The organism is Pseudomonas sp. S3E17 (genome assembly GCF_024168685.1).
Classification (GTDB): Bacteria; Pseudomonadota; Gammaproteobacteria; order Pseudomonadales; family Pseudomonadaceae; genus Aquipseudomonas; species Aquipseudomonas marginalis.
Map to the genome: position 1 here is coordinate 5501492 of NZ_JALJWE010000001.1, position 22488 is coordinate 5523979.

The following is a 22488-nucleotide window of genomic DNA, read 5'->3' on the forward strand; positions in this document are numbered from 1 at the left end:
TAGCGCTATCAGGGCGTTTGTTGAGTAACCTGGTTGCCGCGTATCACCTCGATACTCGAGCGACGTGGCGTGCCGTTGGCCGCCGATGGACTGGCGTTGTTGGTGGGGGTGGATGTAAAGGCCAACTGATTGAACTGGTAGAGATCGCGCTTGGCATTGTCGAGGTTTACCAGGGAGTCATTGTCGCCCGCCCAGTAGAGGCTCAAGCGTTGTTCGTCGGCGCTGCGCACGGCCAGGCGCAATGCGCCTGCCTGGGTCGCCAGCACCAGCCGAGTCATCAATTGCTCTGGAACCGCGAGCAACACCGTGCGTGCGCTGGCGCGGTTCTGTTGTTGCCTGGCTTTGTCTTGCGCCGTGGTTGCCACGGGGGAGCCGGGTTTGCCGTCATTGGTCAGCCCCAGTTGGTCGCCCACACCCAGCAGGCGAAGTGCAGGGATTACGGTTTGCGCCGAAGGTTGCGGGTTACCGTTTTCCTGGCGCAGGTACAGCATCACGTCGACATAGTCGCCGGGGTTCAATTGCCCGCCGGCACCGGTGACTTCATCCACGGCAACGGCCAGGGCGCGCTCATTGGGGCGGATCATGCGGGCGAGGCTCCCGCCGGCGTCGAAGCTCTGTTCGGTCAACCACGTGCCGGCCTCAAGGCTGCGCCAGGGCACGCGGCCGATGGCTTGTTCCAGTGTGGTGAGGCTGCCTGCCGGGGCCGTACGCAGCTTTTCCAGGGCCAGGTCGGCAGCCGTGAGGGCTACGAAGGGCGGCACGTCATGGGCCAGCACCACCACGGCTTGACGTGTGGGGTCTTCGGCGGGCGCGACCGCAGTGGCGCTGGCAAGCGGTTGGGTGATGACGGCGGTTGCCGGTTCCGGACGGCTCAGCACGAGGCCCCAATAGCCGGCAATCAGCGCACCCACCAACAGTAATCCGGCCAGAATCATACTGATGCGACTGCTCATAAAGGCTCTCCCTTTCCTACTGCAGAACCTGCCGGCTGGTCCATCCAGTCACTGCGCAATGAGTTCACGCTGAACATCTAACTATTTCGCTATTTGAAGGTAGTTCAGCTAGGACGAAATGCCATTACCCCCTGGGAAATATTCTGTACTTCAGTTGGAAACAGCCCGGATTTGGCGCCATGGAGTTGGCTAATACTTTGTGATTAGTCGCTTATTACAGTTGTTGGGAGTGCATTTGCCGACAATGCTCTAACAGCAAGGCGGAATCATGTCGTAGGCCCTCTATATCGGCGCTTTGAGCGCGCAGGAGAAGTCATATGTTCCTTGATGTCATTCGCAAGGTGTTTATCAAAATCCAGATTTTTTCCTATGAAAGAGAAGGGGCTTCCGGTATCGAATATGCAATTGTCGCGGCGATGTGCGCGGCGGTGATCGGGCTGTTCATGACGCCCATCAGTACCAAAGTTAAGGCTATTTTTACTTCGATCCAGACAGGCATCGGCACTTGATCAATACTGTAGTGTGACTACCCTGAGTGCATTACCAGTGTCAGGACTTTTCCCATGAGTTCCTCTTCGCCGACCCGGCAACAAATCCTGTTAGTGGACGATGAAGAGGACGCCCTTATCGAGCTCGCCGAATCCCTCGAGAATGAAGGGTTCGTCTGTTTCACGGCCAGCTCCGTCACCGAGGCTCTGCAGGAACTCACCCTCAACCCTGATATCGCCCTGGTCATCACCGACCTGCGCATGCCCGAGGAAAGTGGTATCTCCTTGATCAAGCGCCTGCGCGAACACACCTCACGCTCGCACCTGCCGGTCATTGTGATGTCGGGTCATGCCGAGATGGATGACGTCAGCGATATGCTGCGCCTGCAGGTGCTGGACCTGTTTCGCAAGCCGATCTACCTGGTGCGGTTGATCGATACGTTGAACAGTCTGTTTCCCATAACCAAACGCTATCTGTAGGAGCGAGCACGTTCGCTCCTACAGGCGCCTGCGTCACAGCTGATAGCTGAAACTCAACATATAGCGCGGCTTGCGATTGAAGTTGTCGAGTGCCACGTCTGACATCGGCTTGGCCGCCTCGAGGGCGATGTTGTAGTACTTGGCGTCGCCAAAGCGCATTCCCACAGCGGCCGATGACAGGTCGTTGTGCTTGATCGGCAAGTCGTTGAACCAGGTCCGGGCGCGGTCGAGCACCACGTAGGGTTGCAGGATGCGCACCCAGTCGCCGGCGCGGTTGTAGCTGTAGTTGATCTCGTAGGCCATGCCCCAGCCCTTGTCGCCGGAGCCTTGATCATCGGGGTAGCCACGGCCGAAGTTCTGCCCGCCAAAGGTGGCGCGCTCGCTGTCGGGCAAGGTGTCGTCGCTCCAGTAGAGGGCGCCGGAAACCACGCCTTGCCAGTTACCGAACAGCGTGTTGCTTTGCACGCCTGACAGGCGCAGGCGGAAGAAGTCGAGGTCGGGCTTGAGGCCGCCGAAGTCGCTGCGGGCCTTGGCTCCCATCGCGTGGGTGCCTTGGTAGAACCCGGCGCTGAGGATGCGCAGTTGGGTGGTGTCGGCCTTGCGCCAGTCGCCTTCGACGGCCAGGGCGCGCAGGTCGGTTTGCAGCGCCAGGCGTTGCGGGAACCCCACCAGTTGGTAGCGCGTGGTCTGGTCGACGGCGTAATAGCGTGCGCCGAGGTTCAGAGACTCATTGGGCGAGGCGATCAACGGGTGGCTGAGGCCGATGGAGTAACGGTCAATTGCCTGGTGTGGCTTGAGTTCGAAGCCGCCGCCCAGTTGCAGGCGGGTACGTGGATCGGCGCGGTAGCGTTCACCCGACAGCACCCACTGGGTGCCTTCGGCATTGATGAACTGGCTGTAGGCGGCACGGTAGTAATGTTCTTTATCGTCTCCCGGTGGGAACAGGCCACTGACGCTCAATTGTTCGCCCATGGATGTCCACGCGTTGCTGGTGGCCGTCAGGAGCGCCTGGGTACCGCCTCGGCTGTTCTCGTTCAGGCTCATGCTGGTGGTGAAGGGTTTGCGGCTGGCGCTGATTTGCATGTGGGTGCCGCCATCGGTGGTGCCGGGCGGTGGTACCTGAGCCTGCAACGTCACCCCGGGGATGGTGCTCATCAGGGTGGTATAGCGCTCGAAGGTCTTGCGGGTAAGCGGGCGTTCGGCCTTGAGCTTTTGTGCCAGCTTGTCGACGTAGGACGACACCGAACCGATATCGCCCTGCACGTTGTAATCGCGGATATAACCCTCCACCAGCACCACGCGCACCAGGCCGTTTTCGAAGCGTTGCTCCGGCAGGAAGGCGTAGGACAACAGGTAGCCATCCTTCTGGTAGCGCAGGGTGATGCGGCGCGTGGCCTCGATCAGTTGCGCTAGGTTGGTTTCGCGGCCAATCAAGGGCTCGAAGACCTGGGCCACGTCCTTGAGCGGATAGACCGTGCCGCCGTCGATCTGCAGTTTGCGGATGGTCACGTTGGTGTCCATCCGCAAGGGCTGCGCCGCTGTGTCGGCGGGCACCGGCAATTGGGTCTGCGTGGGAGCCGGACGGTAGGCATCGGCGGGCAGGTTGGGTACGGGCAGGTTGCGGATGGTGTCGTTACTGTTGAGGAAGCTGGGAAGAGTATCGGCGTGTGCATAAGCACTGAGGGTGAGCAATAACAACGGTGTCAAAGCGCGCATAGGACACTCCATGGTCAAAACTGCAGCGGCGTTTTGCAGACGCCCGCCGGGCTCTGGGGCGCGGTTCGGGTGTTTTTCATAGGCCTCTCATGGCCCATAAAAAAGACGAGAGATGGATGGGATCTCTCGTCTCAACCAAGCGTAGGCGCTGTAGATGAGGCCGTCTAATCGGCCAGGTGCAATTCTATTTTGTGCCGGTCAGGCCACCGAGAATCCCACCCAGTACACCACCGTTTGCAGTGGCGCCTGCGCTGGTCGTTGTGTTGGCGCCCACGCCGAGACCGCCGCCGGGCAGGCCTCCACCACTGCTTGTGCCGCCGGTCACAAGGCCGCCGACCGACGCCACGGTGCCACCCACTGCGCTCACGGTGCCGCCCAAGGCGTTGGTGACCGGGTTGGCGTTGGTGGCGCTGATTTGTCCGCCCAGGCTGCCGACCGCGCCGCCCACGTTGGTGACGAGGCCGTTGACCGGCGCACCCAGCCCCGTGGCCCCGCCGACGGTTTGGGTGAGGCTCTGTACACCGCTGGTGACAGGGTTGAGTGCGACGCCGAGGGTGTTGGTGATCGGGGCAACCGCCGCACCGGCCGTTGCGTTCGGTACGCCATTGCCGCCGAGCAGGGTACCCAGGGATGCCACGGTGCCGCCGGCCTTGACGCCTGTGACGCCGGTAGCGCTCACCACTCCATTGGTACTGCCCGCATTCAGGCCGCTGCTGGCGCCTGCGATCACGCCGCCGACCAGTTCCGCCAGGCCCAGTGAGTTAGGGCTGCCACCCGTCCCGCCGCCGTTCGAGGCGACATAACCGCTGGCCGTGCCAACCGTGGTGCCCACGCCATTGAGCACGTTGCCTACTACGTCAGTCACAGGATTGTTGCCGGTACTGGCGACTTTATCGCCAAGGCCGTCGACAGTACCGCCGACTTTTTGCAGCAGGCCGCCGACCGGGCTGCCCAGGCCGGTCGTGCTGCCGACTTTGCCGGTGGTGTTTTCCAACAGGGACACCACGGGTACCAGGACTCGTGCGCCAACGGTATCCGTGACCGAACCCAACGGGCCGGTAGTGCTGGCAGTGCTTAATGTATCGCCGAGCATGGTCACGGCATTGCCGACTTTATTGACCACGCCGCCCACTGCTGGGGCGGCGGTTCTCACCACCGGCACTCTCCCGAGCAAGGTGGCGACGTTGTCCCCTGTGACGCTTACCCCATCGCCCAGGTCAGAAACGCCGTTGCCCACGCCGGCGAGGGTTGTGCCCAAAGCGTTGCTGTCGGTACCCAGCGAGCCCAGGCCTTCCGACAGGCCATCACCGATACTGCCCACGGCGGTGCCGGTCGCGGTCACCAGGCCGTCGGCGGTTGCGCCTACGATCGGCAGGCTGCCGAGGGTGGTGCCCAGGCTGCTGACGGTGCCGCCGAGATCGGTTACGGTGCTGCCGACGGTGTCGACCACGTCTGCGGTGACCAGCGTGCTGCCGGTTCCGCCTGTGCCGCCACCCGTGCCGCCGGTTCCTCCACCGGTTCCGCCTGTGCCGCCGCCCGTGCCGCCGGTTCCTCCACCGGTTCCGCCTGTGCCGCCGCCAGTGCCACCTGTTCCTCCACCGGTCCCGCCGTCCGTGCCACCCGTGGCAGCAGGGTCCGAGGACGCAGAGCCGCTGCTGTGATGCCCGCCGCCACCGCTGCTGCAGCCGCCCAGCGTCATTGCTATTGCCAGGGCCAGCGCGGTACTTGCTCTCCAAAACACTACTTGAGTTTTCATGATTGAGTTCCCTGCACCTGTACAACCTTAGTTGTCATCAAACGCTCGTTATTTCTTGGATAGCGATGCGTTTGTCCGTGTGTTCATCACAGACCCAGGTTGGCGTTCTCTCAATGCTCAAGTTGGTATTAACGATTTATATAGAAGGGTCGAAACATCCGCTTAGTGATTAATGAGAAGGGTGTAGGGAGAGGGTGTATCAGGATATATATATGTTTTGATTCAACGGGTTGAATAAAAATAGCGGACGTGAACACGTCCGCTATTACTTAGGGCATATATATACAATTAATCAGGGGTTTTACCCGATGGGCCGCCACTTACCGGCCATATGTTCAATGTCACCCGCCCCTTTCAACCACAATTCACCACTGGAACCGGCAGCGCTGCTGTGCAGTATCACTTCGCTGGGCAGGCGCACCGGTTTCTTGAACACCACCTCTATTTCCACATTCGCGGCGGGCAGGTGCTCACCAAGGGCCGCCAGCGTGCGTGCCTTGTTCCACAACCCATGGGCGATCGCCTGGGGAAAGCCAAACCCTTTGGCGGTCAGCGCACTCAGGTGGATGGGATTGTAGTCGCCGGATACCCGCGCGTAGCGGCGGCCGATATCGGCGGGGGCTGCCCAGCGCGTCAGCTCGCTGACCTGTACAGGTACAGGTGCAGGGGGCGTGTCATCCGCCGCGTCGCCGTCGAGTTTCACACCGCGACAGAGCATCCGGCTCTCGGCTTCCCACAACACGCCCAGAGAATCCTCGGCGCAGGTCACCACGTCAAACGTTGCGCCCTTGGCGTGGGGCTGGAGGTTTTGCGCGTGTACGCCGATGAACATTTCGTTGATGCTGCCCAGGGGCCTATGGATGCGGATGCGATTGCTCAGGTGAATCAGCCCCAGCAGCGGAAAGGGAAAGGCCTTGGCGGTGAGTAACTGCATCTGCAAGCCGAACGCCAGGATGTGTGGATAAGTCGCCGGCAGGATGGGGCTCTCGACAAAACCGCAGACCTTGCGATAGGCCGCTACGTCCCTGGGGTTGACGCCGACCCGGCAGCGCAGCCCTTGCTCGGGCAGTGTGTGGCCGGTGATCTTGCGCTTGAGCGCTGCCCGCCAATACAACGGTGGCAGAAACGGCGTACTGCCTAAGGTTTGCCAATCCATGCTTACGCTCCCAATAGACTTTGCCCACACACCCGCAGCGCTTGCCCGCTGACCGCCCCGGACCCCGGCTGGCCCAGCCAGGCCACGGCTTCTGCGACGTCCTGCGGCAAACCGCCCTGGCCCAGGGAACTCATGCGCCGCCCGGCTTCACGCAGGGCAAAGGGAATATGCGCAGTCATCTGGGTTTCGATAAAGCCGGGGGCGACGGCGTTGATGCTGATCCCGCGTTCCTCCAGCAACGGCGCCCACGCCTGTACCAGGCCGATCAAGCCGGCCTTGCTCGCGGCGTAGTTGGTTTGCCCGCGGTTGCCGGCGATGCCGCTGATGGAGGCCAGCACCACCACGCGGGCGTTGTCGCGCAGGGTGCCGCTGTCCAGCAGTGCCTTGGTCAGCACTTGCGGGGCATTGAGGTTGACCGCCAGCACCGCGTCCCAGTATTCCGGGGTCATGTTGGCCAGGGTCTTGTCACGGGTGATCCCGGCGTTGTGCACCAGGATGTCGAGGCCGTCGGGCAGGTGTTCGATCAGCTGGCCGGCGGCGTCTTCGGCGCAGATATCCAGCACCACGGTGCGCGCACCCAGGCGTGCGGCCAGGGCCTCGAGGTCGGCCTTGGCCTGGGGCACGTCGAGCAGGATGACTTCGGCGCCGTCGCGGGCCAGGGTTTCGGCGATGGACGCGCCAATGCCACGGGCTGCGCCGGTGACCAATGCCTTGCGCCCGGCGAGGGGGCGAGTCCAGTCTTCGACGGGCGTGGCACAGGCCTTGAGGCGAATCACCTGGCCGGAGATATAGGCGCTTTTCGGTGAGAGGAAGAAGCGCAGCGCACCTTCCAGTTGGTCTTCGGCACCGTCGCCGACGTAGAGCAATTGCAGCACGCCGCCGTTGCGCAGTTCCTTGGCCAGTGACCGGCTGAAACCTTCAAGGGCGCGCTGGGCGCTGGCGGCGAACGGGTCGCTGAGGCTTTCCGGCGCGCGGCCGAGGATCACCAGGTGTGCACTGTGATCCAGGTTTTTCAGCAACGGTTGGAAAAACTCACGCAGTTGCTTGAGCTGGTCGGTGTGTTGCAGGTCGCTGGCATCGAACACCACGGCCTTGAGCTTGGGGCCGTGGCCGGGAATCCAGGTCGAAGTGTCGGCGCCGTACGTGTAAATGGCGTCGGTGAGCCGGTTGGCAAACGCTTTCACGTTCGTTGCCAGCGCGCCACCACCCAGTAACAGCGCACCTTCCACCGGGCGCAGGCGCCCGGCTTGCCAGCGTTCCAGGCGTACCGGTGACGGCAGGCCAAGGGCGGCGACCAGGCGATGGCCCAGGCTTGAGTTGGCGAAGTCGATATAACGGTCAGACATGGAACGCTCTCCGAAGGCTGGGGTTCAAAGGGTTGACCATCCCAGGGTAGCAGTCGTTCGACTAGGCTCAGTTATCCAGACCACAACCGACAGGGAGCTTTCCATGACTCAATTGCGCCGTGTAGCGATCATTGGCGGTAACCGCATTCCTTTCGCCCGCTCCAATGGCCCTTACGCCACGGCGAGCAACCAGGCGATGCTGACCGCGGCCCTGGAGGGCCTGATCGAACGCTACAACCTGCACGGCCTGCGCATGGGCGAGGTGGCCGCCGGCGCGGTGCTCAAGCATTCCCGCGACTTCAACCTCACCCGTGAATGCGTGCTGGGTTCACGCCTGTCGCCGCAAACCCCGGCCTATGACATTCAGCAGGCGTGCGGCACGGGGCTCGAGGCGGCGTTGCTGGTGGCCAACAAGATCGCCCTGGGCCAGATTGAATGCGGGATTGCCGGTGGGGTGGATACCACCTCCGACGCGCCTATCGGCGTGAATGAAGGGCTGCGCAAGATCCTGCTGCAAGCCAATCGCAGCAAGTCCATGGCGGATAAATTAAAAGTCCTGTTACAACTTCGTCCCCAGCATCTCAAGCCTGAGCTGCCGCGTAACGGCGAGCCGCGCACCGGTTTGTCCATGGGCCAGCATTGCGAATTGATGGCACAGACCTGGCAGATTCCCCGCGCCGAGCAGGACCAGCTCGCCCTAGAGAGCCACCAGAAAATGGCCGCTGCCTATGCTGAAGGCTGGCATAACGATCTGCTCACGCCGTTTCTGGGCCTGACCCGCGACAACAACCTGCGCCCCGACCTGAGCCTGGAGAAACTCGCCGCACTCAAGCCCGCGTTCGAACGCAGCGAAAAAGGCACGCTCACGGCCGGCAATTCCACACCGCTCACCGACGGTGCATCCCTGGTGCTGTTGGGCAGCGAGGCGTGGGCCCAGGCGCGTGGTTTGCCGATCCTGGCGTACCTGCGCGATGGCGAAGCGGCGGCGGTGGATTTCGTCAACGGCGCCGAAGGCCTGCTGATGGCGCCGGTGTATGCGGTGCCCCGCTTGCTGGCGCGCAACGGCCTGACGCTGCAGGACTTTGATTACTACGAGATTCACGAAGCCTTCGCGGCCCAGGTGTTGTGCACGCTCAAGGCCTGGGAAGATGCGGACTACTGTAGGACCCGTCTCGGGCTGGACGCCCCGTTAGGGGCCATCGATCGCAGCCGCCTGAACGTCAAGGGCAGTTCCCTGGCGGCCGGGCATCCGTTTGCCGCCACCGGTGGGCGCATCGTCGCCAACCTGGCCAAGTTGCTCGACGCGGCGGGCAAGGGGCGCGGGCTGATTTCGATCTGCGCTGCCGGCGGCCAGGGCGTGACGGCGATCATCGAACGGTGAATTCGTCGAAATTGGCATATTGGATGCATTCTTGAGTGGTCAGAGGTCGGTAGCCCCTCCCACCGGCGAGCCGATTGCCGTATAACGAGTGCCATACGCGTATTTGGTAATAAAGGACCCACAATAAAAGCTGATGAAGACTCCTAAACGCATTGAACCCCTGATCGAAGACGGTCTGGTCGACGAAGTGCTGCGCCCACTCATGAGTGGTAAAGAAGCAGCTGTTTATGTGGTGCGCTGCGGCAATGAATTGCGTTGCGCCAAGGTTTACAAGGAGGCGAACAAACGAAGTTTTCGTCAAGCGTCCGAATACCAGGAAGGCCGTAAGGTCCGTAACAGCCGGCAGGCCCGGGCCATGGCCAAGGGCTCGAAATTCGGCAAGAAAGAAACCGAAGATGCCTGGCAGAACGCCGAAGTGGCGGCGTTGTTCCGCCTGGCCGGTGCGGGCGTTCGCGTGCCCAAGCCGTACGACTTCCTCGAAGGCGTGCTGTTGATGGAACTGGTGGCCGACGAGTACGGCGATGCCGCGCCACGCCTGAATGACGTGACGTTGGAGCCGGACCAGGCGCGTGAATACCACGCCTTCCTGATTTCCCAGATCGTGCTGATGCTGTGTACCGGCCTGGTGCACGGTGACCTGTCCGAGTTCAACGTACTGCTCACGCCGACCGGCCCGGTCATTATCGACCTGCCCCAGGCAGTGGATGCGGCGGGCAACAACCACGCGTTCAACATGCTGGAGCGGGATGTGGGCAACATGGCTTCCTACTTCGGGCGTTTTGCCCCGGAGTTGAAGAAGACCAAGTACGCCAAGGAAATGTGGGCGCTCTACGAAGCCGGCACCTTGCACCCGGCCAGCGTCTTGACCGGCGAGTTCGACGAGCCGGAAGAGCTGGCGGACGTGGGCGGTGTGATCCGCGAGATCGAAGCGGCAAGGCTGGACGAAGAACGGCGCCAGGCCATTCGGGCGGCGGATGATGCGCCACCGAGCAAGGCGTCGGAAGAACCACCGCCGCCGCCCTGGATGCAGTGATCTTCGGGTACATGAAGATCAAAATGTGGGAGGGAGCAAGCCCCCTCCCACATTTGGTTTTGCATGTATTCAGATAGATTCCGTCACGCGCAGCAGCTTCCCGATGCCAGTTCCTTGAGAATCGGACAATCCGGCCGGTGATCTCCCTGGCAGTGCTCCACCAGGTCCTGCAACGTATCGCGCAATTGCCCCAACTCCAGGATCTTCTGGTTCAACTCATCGATATGTTGGCGCGCCAGGGCTTTCACATCGGCGCTGGCCCGTTGCCGGTCCTGCCACAGGGTCAGCAGTTTGCCCACCTCTTCCAATGAAAACCCCAGGTCCCGCGAGCGTTTGATAAACGCCAGGGTGTGCAGGTCGTCGGTGCCGTAGATGCGGTAGCCGCTGTCGGTGCGATGGGCCGCCTTGAGCAGGCCGATGGATTCGTAGTAGCGAATCATCTTCGCGCTCAGCCCGCTTTGCCGGGCGGCTTGGCCGATGTTCATGGGCGTTGATCCTCCAATTCCTTGGGTTTCCAAGTTTTCAACAGCAAGGCATTGCTCACGACACTGACGCTGGACAAGGCCATGGCCGCACCTGCAAGCACCGGATTGAGCAGGCCGAATGCGGCCAGGGGAATGCCGATCAAGTTATACACAAAGGCCCAGAACAGGTTCTGGCGGATTTTGGCGTAGGTCTTGCGGCTGATCTCCAGGGCGGCCGGGACCAGGCGTGGGTCGCCGCGCATCAAGGTGATGCCGGCGGCATGCATGGCCACGTCGGTGCCGCCGCCCATGGCGATGCCGATGTCGGCGGCAGCCAGGGCCGGGGCGTCGTTGATGCCGTCGCCGACCATGGCCACCACGCCGGTTTTTTTCAGTTCGGCGACGGTGGCGGCTTTATCGGCGGGCAGGACTTCGGCGTGTACGTCATCAATGCCCAGCGCTTCGGCGACGACGCGGGCGCTGCCGCGATTGTCGCCGGTGAGCAAGTGGCTGCTGATGTGCCGGGCCTTGAGTTGTGCCACCGCTTCCAGCGCGCCAGGCTTGAGCGTGTCACCAAAGGCAAACAGCCCGAGCACACGGGGTTGTGCGCCTTGCTCGATCAGCCAGGACAAGGTACGGCCCTCGGCCTCCCAGGCCGTGGCAGAGTCGGCCAGCCCACCCGCGTCCAGGCCGTTTTCTTCCAGCAGGCGACGATTCCCCAATGCCAGTTGGCGCCCGTCGAGGGTGCCGGTAATGCCACGTCCAGTCAGGGATTGGCTGGTGCTTACGTCCGCCACCGTCAGGCCTTGCTCGCTGCACGCATCCAGCACGGCCTTGGCCAACGGGTGTTCGCTGCCGCGTTGCAGCGCACCGGCCTGTTGCAGCAATGTGGCTTCATCGCCATCCACTGCCGCCAAATGGGCAATTTTCGGAGTGCCGGAAGTTAGAGTGCCGGTTTTGTCGAACACCACGGTGCTCACTTCATGGGCGCGCTCCAGCGCTTCGGCGTCCTTGATCAGGATGCCGTAGCGTGCGGCGACGCCGGTGCCGGCCATGATGGCGGTCGGTGTAGCCAGCCCGAGTGCGCACGGGCAGGCGATCACAAGCACCGCCACGGCGTTGATGATCGCGGTCTCCAGCGGCGCACCGTACAGCCACCAGCCCACCAACGTGATCAACGCCAGCACCAGCACGGTCGGCACGAATACCTGGCTGACTTTATCCACCAGCTTCTGGATCGGTGCCTTGGCGGCCTGGGCGTCTTCCACCAGGCGGATGATGCGCGCCAGTACGCTTTCGGCACCGAGCGCGGTGGTGCGCACCAGCAGGCGACCTTCACCATTGATGGCACCGCCGGTGACGGCGTCGCCGGGCTGTTTCGGCACCGGCAGGCTTTCGCCGCTGATCAGTGCCTCATCGGCATGGCTCTGGCCTTCTACCACTTCACCGTCCACCGGGAAGCGCTCGCCGGGTTTGACCAGCACCAGGTCATCGAGTTTGAGCGCGCTGATGGCCACATCCTCCTCGCGGCCAGCCTGTACACGCATCGCGCGTTCAGGGCGCAGGGCTTCCAGGGCGCGGATGGCGCTGGCGGTCTGGCGTTTGGCGCGGCTCTCCAGGTATTTACCGAGCAGCACCAGGGCGATCACCACGGCCGACGCTTCGAAGTACAGATGGGGCATGGTGCCCGCGGGCGCGGTCAGCCATTCATAGAGGCTCAGGCCGTAACCGGCGCTGGTGCCGATGGCCACCAGCAGGTCCATATTGCCGGCGCCGGCCCGCACGGCCTTCCAGGCTGCGATATAGAAGCGTGCACCGAAGATGAATTGCACCGGGGTCGCCAGGAGGAACTGCACCCAGGCCGGCAGCATCCAGTGCAGGCCGAAGGGTTGCACCAGCATCGGCAGAACCAGAGGCAATGCCAGCACAATCGCCAGCAGCAGCGACCAGCGCTCGCGGTGCAGGCGTTGGGCCTGATCGGCCTCGGTCCTGGTTTCGCTTTGCGGCAGGCTGGCGGTGTAGCCGGCTTTGTCGACGGCGGCGATCAGCACGGCCGGGTCGATCTGGCCCTGCACTTCGACGTGGGCGCGCTCGTTGGCCAGGTTGACGCTGACGCTTTGCACCCCCGGCACTTTGCCCAGCGCGCGCTCGACACGCCCGGCGCAACTGGCGCAGGTCATGCCGCCGATGGGCAGGTCAAAGGTGGTGGATCCATTCATGGGGCAGTCCTCCAGAGAAGTTGCCCCTAGGATCAACCTTGACCTGTGGGGAAGGTCAAGCGTCTTCAGTATTCCAGTGCGGCGGGTTTGAGGTACATGCCTTCCGGGCCCTGGGCAATGCGCAACTTGCGTACGTCACCGGCCTTGAGCGTGATGTTCTGCGCCGGCGGCGCGAGCAGGCCCGGCAAGCAACCCGGTGACTGGCCCGGCAGCAGTTTCAGGCGCAGCGACACATTGCCGGCGGGCAGGTTGAACGAGGTGGACTGTTCTTGGAACAGGCGCCCGGCCAACTGGTCCTGGATGTACAGGCCGATCTCGCAATTGGTCGGTACTTCCAGGCGTTCGCGGGAAATGATCAGTACCGCATAGTCTTCTGCGGCGAGGGCCTGGGGCGCAGCGGCAGACAAGCTCATCAGGCCGACAAGGCCAAAAAACGACCAGCGCATGGCGAATGCTCCGTGGTTTGAATCGAAGATGGGTGAAGCTTGGCCGACGCCGCGGTGTAATACCAGCCCGGCCGAAAGTTTCAGAACTTGACCTTGCCATCGTGGCAAGGTCAAGACTGGGTTCAACCTCATCAAAGGAGTCATGTCATGCAAATATTCAGCGTTGAAGGAATGACCTGTGGCCATTGCGTTCGGGCGGTCACCCAGGCGGTGCAGAGCCAGGATCCGGCGGCCAGCGTGAAGGTCGACCTGGCGGCGAAAGAGGTGGGCGTCGAAAGCCGCCTGTCTGCCGAGGAAGTGATCAGCCTGATCAGCGAAGAGGGCTACAGCGCCAAGCTCGCCTGACCCATTCAAATAGTTAGCGAGCTATCGTATTCAATGCACCCAAGCGCGGCTAAACTGTCGGGCTGCCGACACACTTGGGTGCCTGATGAACCTTCGCATAATCCTGATTCTGGGCGCCTTGAGCGCCTTCGCGCCGCTGGCGATCGATTTCTACCTGCCTGGCTTTCCTGCCATGGCGACGGCCTTCGGGACCGACGAAAAACATATCCAGCTGACCCTGGCGGTGTATTTCGCCGGCCTGGCCATCGGCCAACTGATCTACGGCCCACTGGCAGACCGCTTTGGTCGACGCGGCCCGCTGCTCAGCGGCGTGACCCTGTTTACCCTGGCGTCCTTTGCCTGCGCATACGCGCCGTCCCTGGAATGGCTGATTGGCGCACGCTTCGTGCAGGCCCTCGGCGGTTGCGCGGGCATGGTGATTTCCCGCGCCGTGGTCAGTGACAAATGTGATGCGGTGGGCTCGGCCAAGGTGTATTCGCAACTGATGCTGGTGACCGGCCTGGCGCCGATCCTTGCGCCGTTGGCAGGCGGGGTGATGGTCGGGTTATGGGGCTGGCAGTCGATTTTCCTCGCACTGTCGATCTTCAGCGTGATGGCGGCGATTGCCGTGGCGGTCGGTTTGCCGGAAACCTTTCCGGCGCACCAGCCGCGTCAACCCTTGTCCGGGTCGCTGCGCCGCTATGGCGCGCTGTTGTCTGACCGGGTCTACCTCGGTTACGCCCTGACCGGGGGCATTTCGATTGCCGGGATGTTTGCCTACATCGCCGGCTCCCCGTTCGTATTTATCAAACTCTATGGCGTGCCCGCCGAGCATTACGGCTGGCTGTTCGGCTCCAACGCCGCCGGGTTCATCCTGGTTGCACAGGTTAATGCGCGGCTGCTGGCCAAGCGTGGCCCGGCGTTTCTGCTGTCGCGCACGGTGTGGGTCTATCTGCTGGCGGCGCTGTCGCTGTTGGGCATCGCGGCCTTGCGCACCGAAGCGTTATGGCCGTTGCTGGTACCGCTGTTCATCTGTATCGCCAGCCTGGGCTGCATTCTGCCCAACACCTCGGCCTGCGCCATGAGCGGGCAGGGCGCCCGGGCCGGCAGCGCGTCGGCCTTGCTCGGTTGCATTCAGTTTGGCGTGGCGGCAGGGGCGGCTTCGTTGGTGGGCGTGCTGCACGACGGCACGGCGATGCCGATGGCGATGGTCATCAGCTTGTGCGGGGTGTTGGCGGTGACGATTGCAATGTCGACCCAGCGCCTGCAACGGGCAAGGGCCACGCAGGCGCAGGGCTGAAATGCAGGTCAGCCAGCGGCGGAACGTTGCTGGCTGAGCGGGAAGCGGTGGGGAGCCTGGATACGGGCTTGCAGGGTATCGGCGAAGGCGCGGGCCTCGGCCTCGCTGCGGAAGGTGAACGCGTCGCCGTCAAGGCGAACCTGCCATTTATTGCCTGGGGATTTTGCTAACGCTTTTATCAGGATTTTCATTGCTGACTTCCTCACGTAAAAGAATCGTGGCAAAGGCGGCCAATATAAACCCGAATACGCTCACAAATATGACAAAGATCAACTCTCTGACTAGCGGTGTCATCCATCACTCACACGAATAACGGACGACACTGACAGACGTTATCTTCAGAACCCTTCCAGCACGATCTTGCCCTTGGCCTTCCCGCTTTCCAGCAGTGCATGGGCACGGCGCAGGTTCGCCGCATTGATCACACCGAAGTGCTCGCCCACCGTCGTTTTCAAGATGCCGGCGTCGATCAGTTCGGCCACGCGATTAAGCAGGTTGTGCTGCTCGATCATGTCCGGGGTCTCGAACATCGAGCGCGTGTACATGAACTCCCAATGCAGCGACAGGCTCTTGCGCTTGAGTTTGCTCACGTCCAGCGCCTTGGGGTCGTCGATCAGCGCCAGCTTGCCTTGGGGTTGCAGCGCTTCGACCAGTTGGTCCAGGTGATGCTCGGTCTGGGTCAGGCTGGCGACGTGGGTCACCTGCGGGTGGCCGGCTTGTTTCAGCGCTTCGCTCAGCGGTTGGCTGTGGTCGATCACCAGGTCGGCGCCAAGTGCCTTGGTCCATTCCTGGGTTTCCGGGCGCGACGCGGTGCCGATCACCGTCAAGGCGGTGAGCTGGCTGGCCAGTTGGGTCAGGATCGAACCCACGCCACCGGCGGCACCGACGATGAGCAGGCTCTGGCCTTCAGCCTCTTTACCTTCACGCACTTGCAGGCGTTCGAACAGCAGCTCCCAGGCAGTGATGGCGGTCAGCGGCAGCGCGGCGGCTTCGGCAAAGCCCAGGCTCTTGGGCATGTGGCCGACGATGCGTTCATCCACGGTATGCAGTTCGCTGTTAGCGCCCGGGCGGACCAGGGAACCGGCGTAGAACACGTTGTCGCCGACTTTGAACAGGCTCACTTCACTGCCGACGGCCTTGACCACACCGGCCACGTCCCAGCCCAGCACTTTGGCCGCGCCGTTCTCCGGCGCGACGTTCTGGCGCACCTTGGTGTCCACCGGGTTGACCGAGATGGCCTTGACTTCTACCAGCAGGTCGCGAGGGCCGGCGACGGGCTCCGGCAGTTGGATGTCTTGCAGGGATTTTTCGTCGTTGATCGGCAGTGATGCGTAATAGGCAATGGCTTTCATGGGGGCTCCGGAAAAAGGCGGTGATCAGGCGAGAAACTTCAGGCGCTTGAGTTCGAAGTGTTCGATGACATCAGCGGCTTTAGCGCGAAAATGTTGGATATGCGCGCTCTGGTCGTGGTCGGCCAGTGCGGCGTCATCGCTCCAGCGTTCGAGCATGTAGAAGGTCTCAGGGTGTTGCAGGTCCTGGTGCAGGTCGTATTGCTCGCAGCCGGCTTCAAGACGGGTGGGTTCCAGCAGGTCGCGCAGCAGCGGCTCCAAGGTGGCCTGTTGGCCCGGTTTGGCGATCAGCGTGGCGATGACATTAAAGGCTGTGGACATATTCAACTCCAGACACGTGATAACGGGATGGGCAGATGATTGGCCATTTCCCTGCAAGATAAAAGCGGCTAAAACAGCACTCTGTTTCAATAATATTTTGATAATAGGTGGTTGAATGCTGCGTTTTGATGATTTGCAGTTGTTTGTACGCGCCGCGGACCTGGGCAGTTTATCGGCGGCGGCGCGGGTGATGGACCTGTCGCCCGCCGTGGCCAGCGCGGCGCTCAAGCGTATCGAACAGCAGCTGGGCACGCGTTTGCTGGCGCGCTCCACCCGCAGCCTGCGCCTGACCGCCGAAGGTGAGGGTTTCCTGGAATATGCCCGAACTGCATTGAGCGCCCTGGACGAAGGACGGCGCTTATTGGCCAGTGGCCAGGACCATGTCAGCGGGGTGTTGCAACTCTCGGCCCCTTCGGATTTCGGCCGCAACCAATTACTGCCCTGGCTGGACGAATTTCAGCACGAGTACCCGCAACTCACCGTGCGCCTGCTGCTGGGCGATCGGATTGCCGACCTGTTCCGCCAGCCGGTGGACATTGCCCTGCGCTATGGCGAGCCCGAAGATTCCAGCCTGATCGCCCTGCCCGTCGCGCCGCACAACGTTCGCGTGTTGTGCGCAGCCCCCAGCTATCTCGCGCGTCATGGCGAGCCGCGACACCTGGAGCAATTGGCCCAGCACAATTGCTTGCTTTACATGCTTGGCAGCCGAGTGCATGACCACTGGAGCTTCCACGATGGCAAACGCGAAGTCAGCCTCACGGTCAGTGGTGATCGCTTCAGCGACGATGCCGATGTGGTGCGCCGCTGGGCGGTGGCGGGCGTGGGCATTGCCTACAAATCCTGGCTGGATGTGAGCACCGATGTACTGGCCGGGCGCTTGCGCCTGGTCTTGCCTGAATTGCGTGGCGAGCGCACACCGCTCAATTTGCTGTGCGCCCATCGGGCCCAGTTGAGCAAACCCATCAACCTGCTGCGGGAAATGCTCGTGTCGCGCTGTGCGACATTGACCGCTCAATTGCCGGAGCGATTGGGTACGACCTAACAGCCTCCATCACACAAGGAAATTTCACTCAGCTCCTGTCCCTATTCACGCTGTCAGACGCCGCGGAACCGCTGGTTTACGCACCTATACTTTGGCGCCCACCACAGCAGAAAAATAATTCGACAGGGAGTGAATCGATGGAAGAAGCACCATGCATCAGTCAGATCGCCAGCTTGCTCGCCGAACCCAAACGCACCGCCATGCTCTGGTCCCTGATGGACGGCTCGGCCAAGTCGTCGGAGGAACTGGCGCTGCTTGCCGGGTTGTCACCTGCCTCGGCGAATGCCCATCTGGCACGGCTGACGGGGAGTGGCTTGCTGCGTACCGAGGGCCGGCGTGGCAAGCGGCTGTTTCGCATGGCGGCGGCCGATGTCAGCGTCGCCATCGATGCCTTGGCCAGTACAACCCTGGCCAGCGCCGCACGTAGTGCGCCGCATGCTTCACCGCCGGTGTTGGTGGCGCCGCCATTGTTGCGACATGCGCGGCTGTGCCAGGGCCACCTCGGCGGCGAAGTTGCGGCGGATCTGCATGAGCGGATGTTGGTGGCGGGGTGGATCGAGCGTCATGAACAACGCATTGAGGTGACGATCAAGGGCGCGCAGCACCTGGCGGGCCTGGGTATTTACACCCAGGCGCTGGCGTCGCCACTGGTGTGCGACTGCTTCGATTGGAGCCAGCGGCGACCGCACCTGGGCGGCGCGCTGGGTGCGGGGCTGTTGCAGTTGTTCCTGCAATCGAACTGGATCAGCCTGGTCAACGAGTCCCAGGCGGTGCAGCTCAACGACAACGGGCTGGCAGAAATCACCCGATTGGCCATGTCCGAACAACCTTAGCCTTGAGGGTTTGCCATCCTCGCCCTGGCCCTTTTTGATTCCATGGGCCGGGCGATGATGACTTTCCGTCCAGTCAGGGTTTTACCAGGCGCGCATCCAGGCTGTTCTGCGCCAGGCGTTTGGCCTGGTCCTGGGTCATGCCCAGCGAGGTGTACAACGCGTGGAAGTTCTCGGTGACATAGCCGCCGAAGTACGCCGGGTCATCCGAGTTCACCGTGACCTTCACGCCACGCTCGAGCATGTCGAGGATGTTGTGCTGGGCCATGTCGTCGAACACACAGAGCTTGGTGTTGGACAGCGGGCAGACGGTCAACGGGATCTGCTCGTCGATGATGCGCTGCATCAGGCGCTCGTCTTCGATGGCGCGTACGCCATGGTCGATACGCTGGATTTTCAGCAGGTCGATCGCTTCCCAGATGTACTCGGGCGGGCCTTCTTCACCGGCGTGAGCGACGGTGAGGAAGCCTTCGTGGCGGGCGCGGTCGAACACACGCTGGAACTTGCTCGGCGGATGACCCATTTCCGAACTGTCCAGGCCCACGGCCACAAACGCATCGCGGAACGGCAGCGCCTGGTCGAGGGTTTTCTCGGCTTCTGCTTCGCTCAGGTGGCGCAGGAAACTGAGGATCAAACCGCTGGTGATGCCCAGTTGCTGTTCGCCGTCTTTGAGCGCCGCGGCGATGCCGTTGAGCACCACTTCGAACGGTATGCCACGGTCGGTGTGGGTTTGGGGGTCGAAGAAGGGCTCGGTGTGGATCACGTTCTGGGCTTTGCAGCGCAGCAGGTAGGCCCAGGTCAGGTCGTAGAAATCCTGGGAGGTGCGCAGCACATCGGCGCCCTTGTAATACAGGTCGAGAAACTCTTGCAGGTTGTTGAAGGCATAGGCCTTGCGCAGGGTTTCGACGTCGTTCCACGGCAGCGCGATCTTGTTGCGCTCGGCCAGGGCGAACAGCAGCTCAGGCTCCAGCGAGCCCTCCAGGTGCAGGTGCAATTCAGCCTTGGGCAGGGCGTTGAGCCAATCGTACATTTTCTAAATTCTCATCAGGTGCAATGGCGGCATTCTACAGGCCATGGCTGAAATAATCGGCAAAACCTGACCAGCAGGAGAGTATTCGATTTGTTCACGCAAGGACCGTGTGAACTAAGGTGTAACGAAACGTTAGCGGCTTGACGCAGTCTGTACCCCATCAATGACTGATTTGCCGCACTAAAAGGCCCGGAATGCTCACATCCCTCAAGCAAGAAAAATTCATGCTGCTGGCGCTGATTGCCGCCATCGCCGCCTACCCGCTGGAGCACTGGATGCTGCACAGCGGGCAAATGGTGGCATTGTTGGCCGGCGTGGTGTTGATCGGTTTTATCGTCGTGGCGTCGATGCGCGTGGCCCACCACGCCGAGCAACTGGCGGAAAAGGTCGGCGATCCCTACGGCACCATGATACTGACCCTCGCCGCAGTGTTGGTGGAGGTGGTGATCCTGGCGATCATGATGAGCAACGAGCCATCACCGACCTTGGTGCGGGACACCATCTATTCGGCGGTGATGCTCGATATTAACGGCATCCTCGGCCTGGCAGCGTTGATGGGCGGCATCAAGCATGGCGAACAGTCCTACAATGATGATTCGGCGCGGACCTACAGTGTAATGATCCTGACCGCCATGGGCGTGTCGATGGTGGTGCCGGAATTTATCCCCGAAGCCGATTGGAAAATTTACTCGGCCTTCACCATCGGCGCGATGGTGGTGCTCTACACCTTGTTCCTGCGCATGCAGGTAGGGCCCCACAGTTATTTCTTCAGCTACAGCTACCCGGAAAAGCGCCGCAAGAAGCTGCCGGAGGAACAAGAGTCGCCGCCGGTGAACCTGGCGTTCTCCATCGGTACCCTGGTGTTTGGCGTGATTGTGATCGGTGCGCTGGCCGAGGTGATGTCCAAGACCCTCGACCTGGGCCTGGAAGGCACGGGCGCACCGCCGGTGATCACGGCGATTGTGGTGGCGGCTATTTCGGCGGCACCGGAGATTCTGACGGCCTTGCGCGCCGCATTGGCCAACCGCATGCAGTCGGTGGTGAACATCGCCCTGGGCGCGTCGTTGTCGACGGTGATCCTGACGGTGCCGGTGATGGAAGCCATGGCGCTCTATACCGGCCAGCCGTTCCAGATGGCGATGACGCCGGTGCAAACGGTGATGGTGTTTATCACGCTGATCGTCAGTGCGATCAACCTCAACGATGGCGAAACCAATGCCATCGAAGGGATGACCCATTTTGTGTTGTTTGCGACCTTTATCATGTTGTCGCTGTTGGGCCTGTAGGAGCGAGCTTGCTCGCGAAGAACCTGAGAGCGCCGCGTTAAACCAGAAAACCCGCGTTATTGTTGACGTTTTTCACGGGCAAGAACTATGCGTCCCCCTCGTTCCTACAGGGGATGGATCAGGTTACGCGCCGCCTGGCTGTGATCGGCGATCAAGCCTTTCAGGTCCAGGCCTTCCACCTGCCCGTCGATAACCCGCCATTTACCGCCGATCATCACCCGGTCCGCCCGATCCGCGCCGCACAGCAGCAGTGCGGAGATCGGATCATGGCTGCCGGAGAAACGCAGTTCATCCAGTTTGAACAGTGCCAGGTCGGCCTGTTTGCCTACGGCCAGTTCACCGATATCCGTACGCCCGAGTAGCTGCGCCGACCCCTTGGTCGCCCAACCCAGCACGCCTTCGGGGGTGATCTTTTCGGCGCCGTAACGCAGGCGCTGGATGTACAGGGCCTGGCGGGTTTCGAGGATCATGTTCGACGCATCGTTGGAGGCAGAGCCGTCCACACCCAGGCCGATGGGCGCGCCGGCAGCGATCAGGTCCAGGGTCGGGCAGATGCCGGAGGCCAGGCGCATATTGGAGCTTGGGCAATGACAGATGCCCGTACCGGCGGCGCCCAGGCGGGCAATTTCATCCGGGTTGAAGTGAATGCCATGGGCCAGCCAGGTGCGCGGGCCGAGCCAGCCGACGCTGTCCAGGTAATCCACCGTGCGCAGGCCGAAGCGCTGCAGGCAGAAATCTTCTTCGTCGAGGGTTTCGGCCAGGTGGGTGTGCAGGCGCACATCCAGGCTGTTGGCCAGTTCGGCGCTGGCTTGCATGATTTGCGGGGTGACGGAAAACGGTGAGCAGGGCGCCAGGGCAATCTGGATGTACGCTCCGTCGCCGCGTTGATGGTATTCGCGGATCAGGCGCTGGCTGTCGTCGAGGATGACCTGGCCCTGTTGCACGGTCTGTTGCGGTGGCAGGCCGCCGTCGGCTTCGCCCAGGCTCATGGAGCCGCGGGTGAGCATGGCGCGCATACCCAGTTCGCGCACGCTGTCGACTTGTACATCGATGGCGTTTTCCAGGCCGTCGGGGAACAGATAGTGATGGTCTGCCGCCGTGGTGCAGCCCGAGAGCAGCAACTCCGCGAGCGCCACCTTCGACGCCAGGGCGAGTTTTTCCGGAGTCAGTCGCGCCCAGACCGGGTACAGGGTTTTCAACCAGGGAAACAAGGGCTGATTGACCACCGGCGCCCAGGCGCGGGTCAGGGTCTGATAGAAGTGATGGTGGGTGTTGATCAGCCCGGGCAGGACAACATGCTCACGCGCATCGAACACTTGGGCGCAGGGCTGTGCGGGTTCCTGACCCTGTGCCAGCACTTCGGCGATCACACCGTCTTGCAGCACCAGGCCGCCACGGGCGTCGAGGCCGTTGGCGGTGAAAATCGCGAGGGGGTTTTTTAACCAGATACGGGTCGCAGGCATTGGCCGGCTCCTCTGAATGATGGGTTCAGGTTTGCCAGCTCAGTGATGCCCTGTCTGCTGATCCAGGGTCGCCGGTGAGGGCGAGGTGGGCAGTCTACGCGTGGA

General features: G+C 62.2%; 22 protein-coding genes. 9 read left to right on the forward strand and 13 right to left on the reverse strand.

Annotation, left to right across the window (positions count from 1 at the left end; genetic code table 11):
• Positions 1–8: 8 nt before the first annotated feature.
• A complete protein-coding gene (gene cpaB / locus J3D60_RS24770; RefSeq protein ID WP_253493143.1) occupies positions 9–953 on the reverse strand; it encodes a Flp pilus assembly protein CpaB in 945 nt (314 codons plus the stop codon).
• 317 nt (positions 954–1270) lie between these two features.
• On the opposite strand from cpaB, the gene J3D60_RS24775 reads away from it, so the two are divergent.
• A complete protein-coding gene (locus J3D60_RS24775; protein ID WP_065940960.1) occupies positions 1271–1462 on the forward strand; it encodes a Flp family type IVb pilin in 192 nt (63 codons plus the stop codon).
• A gap of 54 nt (positions 1463–1516) precedes the next feature.
• Positions 1517–1921, forward strand: a complete 405-nt coding sequence (locus J3D60_RS24780; protein ID WP_065940961.1) for a response regulator — start codon at positions 1517–1519, stop codon at positions 1919–1921.
• 33 nt (positions 1922–1954) lie between these two features.
• Here J3D60_RS24780 and J3D60_RS24785 read toward each other — a convergent pair whose 3' ends face one another.
• From J3D60_RS24785 to J3D60_RS24800, 4 genes are all read right to left on the reverse strand, one after another.
• Positions 1955–3637 (reverse strand): ShlB/FhaC/HecB family hemolysin secretion/activation protein, encoded by a 1683-nt coding sequence (locus J3D60_RS24785; protein WP_253493144.1) that lies wholly within the window; start codon positions 3635–3637, stop codon positions 1955–1957.
• Positions 3638–3821: 184 nt separating this feature from the next.
• On the reverse strand, positions 3822–5393 hold the full coding sequence (locus J3D60_RS24790; protein WP_253493146.1) for a collagen-like triple helix repeat-containing protein: 1572 nt from the start codon (positions 5391–5393) through the stop codon (positions 3822–3824).
• A 301-nt stretch (positions 5394–5694) separates the two neighbouring features.
• Positions 5695–6549 (reverse strand): MaoC family dehydratase, encoded by an 855-nt coding sequence (locus J3D60_RS24795; RefSeq protein ID WP_253493148.1) that lies wholly within the window; start codon positions 6547–6549, stop codon positions 5695–5697.
• 2 nt (positions 6550–6551) lie between these two features.
• The gene (locus J3D60_RS24800; protein ID WP_065940965.1) at positions 6552–7895 is read right to left on the reverse strand and encodes a 3-oxoacyl-ACP reductase; all 1344 of its coding nucleotides are present in this window, start codon (positions 7893–7895) and stop codon (positions 6552–6554) included.
• 103 nt (positions 7896–7998) lie between these two features.
• Here J3D60_RS24800 and J3D60_RS24805 point away from each other — a divergent pair, with 103 nt between their 5' ends.
• Positions 7999–9276, forward strand: a complete 1278-nt coding sequence (locus J3D60_RS24805; RefSeq protein ID WP_141605439.1) for an acetyl-CoA C-acetyltransferase — start codon at positions 7999–8001, stop codon at positions 9274–9276.
• Between the two features lie 133 nt (positions 9277–9409).
• Positions 9410–10309, forward strand: a complete 900-nt coding sequence (locus tag J3D60_RS24810; RefSeq protein WP_027607961.1) for a PA4780 family RIO1-like protein kinase — start codon at positions 9410–9412, stop codon at positions 10307–10309.
• A gap of 83 nt (positions 10310–10392) precedes the next feature.
• Here the strand turns inward: J3D60_RS24810 and cueR are convergent, their stop codons facing one another.
• The 3 genes from cueR to J3D60_RS24825 form a co-directional block, all read right to left on the reverse strand.
• Positions 10393–10794, reverse strand: a complete 402-nt coding sequence (cueR, locus tag J3D60_RS24815) for a Cu(I)-responsive transcriptional regulator (RefSeq protein WP_065925533.1) — start codon at positions 10792–10794, stop codon at positions 10393–10395.
• Complete coding sequence (locus J3D60_RS24820) at positions 10791–12992, reverse strand: cation-translocating P-type ATPase (protein ID WP_253493150.1); 2202 nt, start codon at positions 12990–12992, stop codon at positions 10791–10793. The genes cueR and J3D60_RS24820 overlap by 4 nt, the downstream gene beginning before the upstream one ends.
• Positions 12993–13057: 65 nt before the next feature.
• Positions 13058–13438 carry a hypothetical protein gene (locus tag J3D60_RS24825; RefSeq protein WP_027607958.1) on the reverse strand — a complete coding sequence of 127 codons (381 nt, stop codon included), beginning with the start codon at positions 13436–13438 and terminating at the stop codon, positions 13058–13060.
• A gap of 147 nt (positions 13439–13585) precedes the next feature.
• On the opposite strand from J3D60_RS24825, the gene J3D60_RS24830 reads away from it, so the two are divergent.
• A complete protein-coding gene (locus J3D60_RS24830) occupies positions 13586–13783 on the forward strand; it encodes a heavy-metal-associated domain-containing protein (protein WP_027607957.1) in 198 nt (65 codons plus the stop codon).
• Positions 13784–13868: 85 nt separating this feature from the next.
• A complete protein-coding gene (locus J3D60_RS24835) occupies positions 13869–15062 on the forward strand; it encodes a multidrug effflux MFS transporter (RefSeq protein ID WP_027607956.1) in 1194 nt (397 codons plus the stop codon).
• Positions 15063–15070: 8 nt separating this feature from the next.
• On the opposite strand, the gene J3D60_RS24840 is transcribed toward J3D60_RS24835, so the two are convergent.
• The 3 genes from J3D60_RS24840 to J3D60_RS24850 all read right to left on the reverse strand — a co-directional run bounded on the left by J3D60_RS24840 (position 15071) and on the right by J3D60_RS24850 (position 16732).
• A complete protein-coding gene (locus tag J3D60_RS24840; RefSeq protein WP_027607955.1) occupies positions 15071–15253 on the reverse strand; it encodes a hypothetical protein in 183 nt (60 codons plus the stop codon).
• Between the two features lie 147 nt (positions 15254–15400).
• Entirely contained in the window at positions 15401–16414 is a 1014-nt protein-coding gene (locus tag J3D60_RS24845) for a zinc-binding alcohol dehydrogenase family protein (protein WP_065940969.1), read from the reverse strand.
• A 24-nt stretch (positions 16415–16438) separates the two neighbouring features.
• Positions 16439–16732, reverse strand: a complete 294-nt coding sequence (locus tag J3D60_RS24850) for a putative quinol monooxygenase (protein ID WP_065925529.1) — start codon at positions 16730–16732, stop codon at positions 16439–16441.
• 115 nt (positions 16733–16847) lie between these two features.
• Between J3D60_RS24850 and J3D60_RS24855 the strand changes: the two genes are divergently transcribed.
• Positions 16848–17774 (forward strand): LysR family transcriptional regulator, encoded by a 927-nt coding sequence (locus J3D60_RS24855; protein WP_253493152.1) that lies wholly within the window; start codon positions 16848–16850, stop codon positions 17772–17774.
• Positions 17775–17911: 137 nt separating this feature from the next.
• A complete protein-coding gene (locus tag J3D60_RS24860; RefSeq protein WP_065940971.1) occupies positions 17912–18607 on the forward strand; it encodes a helix-turn-helix transcriptional regulator in 696 nt (231 codons plus the stop codon).
• Between the two features lie 73 nt (positions 18608–18680).
• On the opposite strand, the gene J3D60_RS24865 is transcribed toward J3D60_RS24860, so the two are convergent.
• A complete protein-coding gene (locus J3D60_RS24865; RefSeq protein ID WP_027607950.1) occupies positions 18681–19634 on the reverse strand; it encodes an adenosine deaminase in 954 nt (317 codons plus the stop codon).
• Between the two features lie 194 nt (positions 19635–19828).
• On the opposite strand from J3D60_RS24865, the gene J3D60_RS24870 reads away from it, so the two are divergent.
• Positions 19829–20920 (forward strand): calcium:proton antiporter, encoded by a 1092-nt coding sequence (locus J3D60_RS24870; RefSeq protein ID WP_146478243.1) that lies wholly within the window; start codon positions 19829–19831, stop codon positions 20918–20920.
• Between the two features lie 104 nt (positions 20921–21024).
• Here J3D60_RS24870 and J3D60_RS24875 read toward each other — a convergent pair whose 3' ends face one another.
• The gene (locus tag J3D60_RS24875; RefSeq protein ID WP_253493154.1) at positions 21025–22383 is read right to left on the reverse strand and encodes an 8-oxoguanine deaminase; all 1359 of its coding nucleotides are present in this window, start codon (positions 22381–22383) and stop codon (positions 21025–21027) included.
• Positions 22384–22488: the final 105 nt, after the last annotated feature.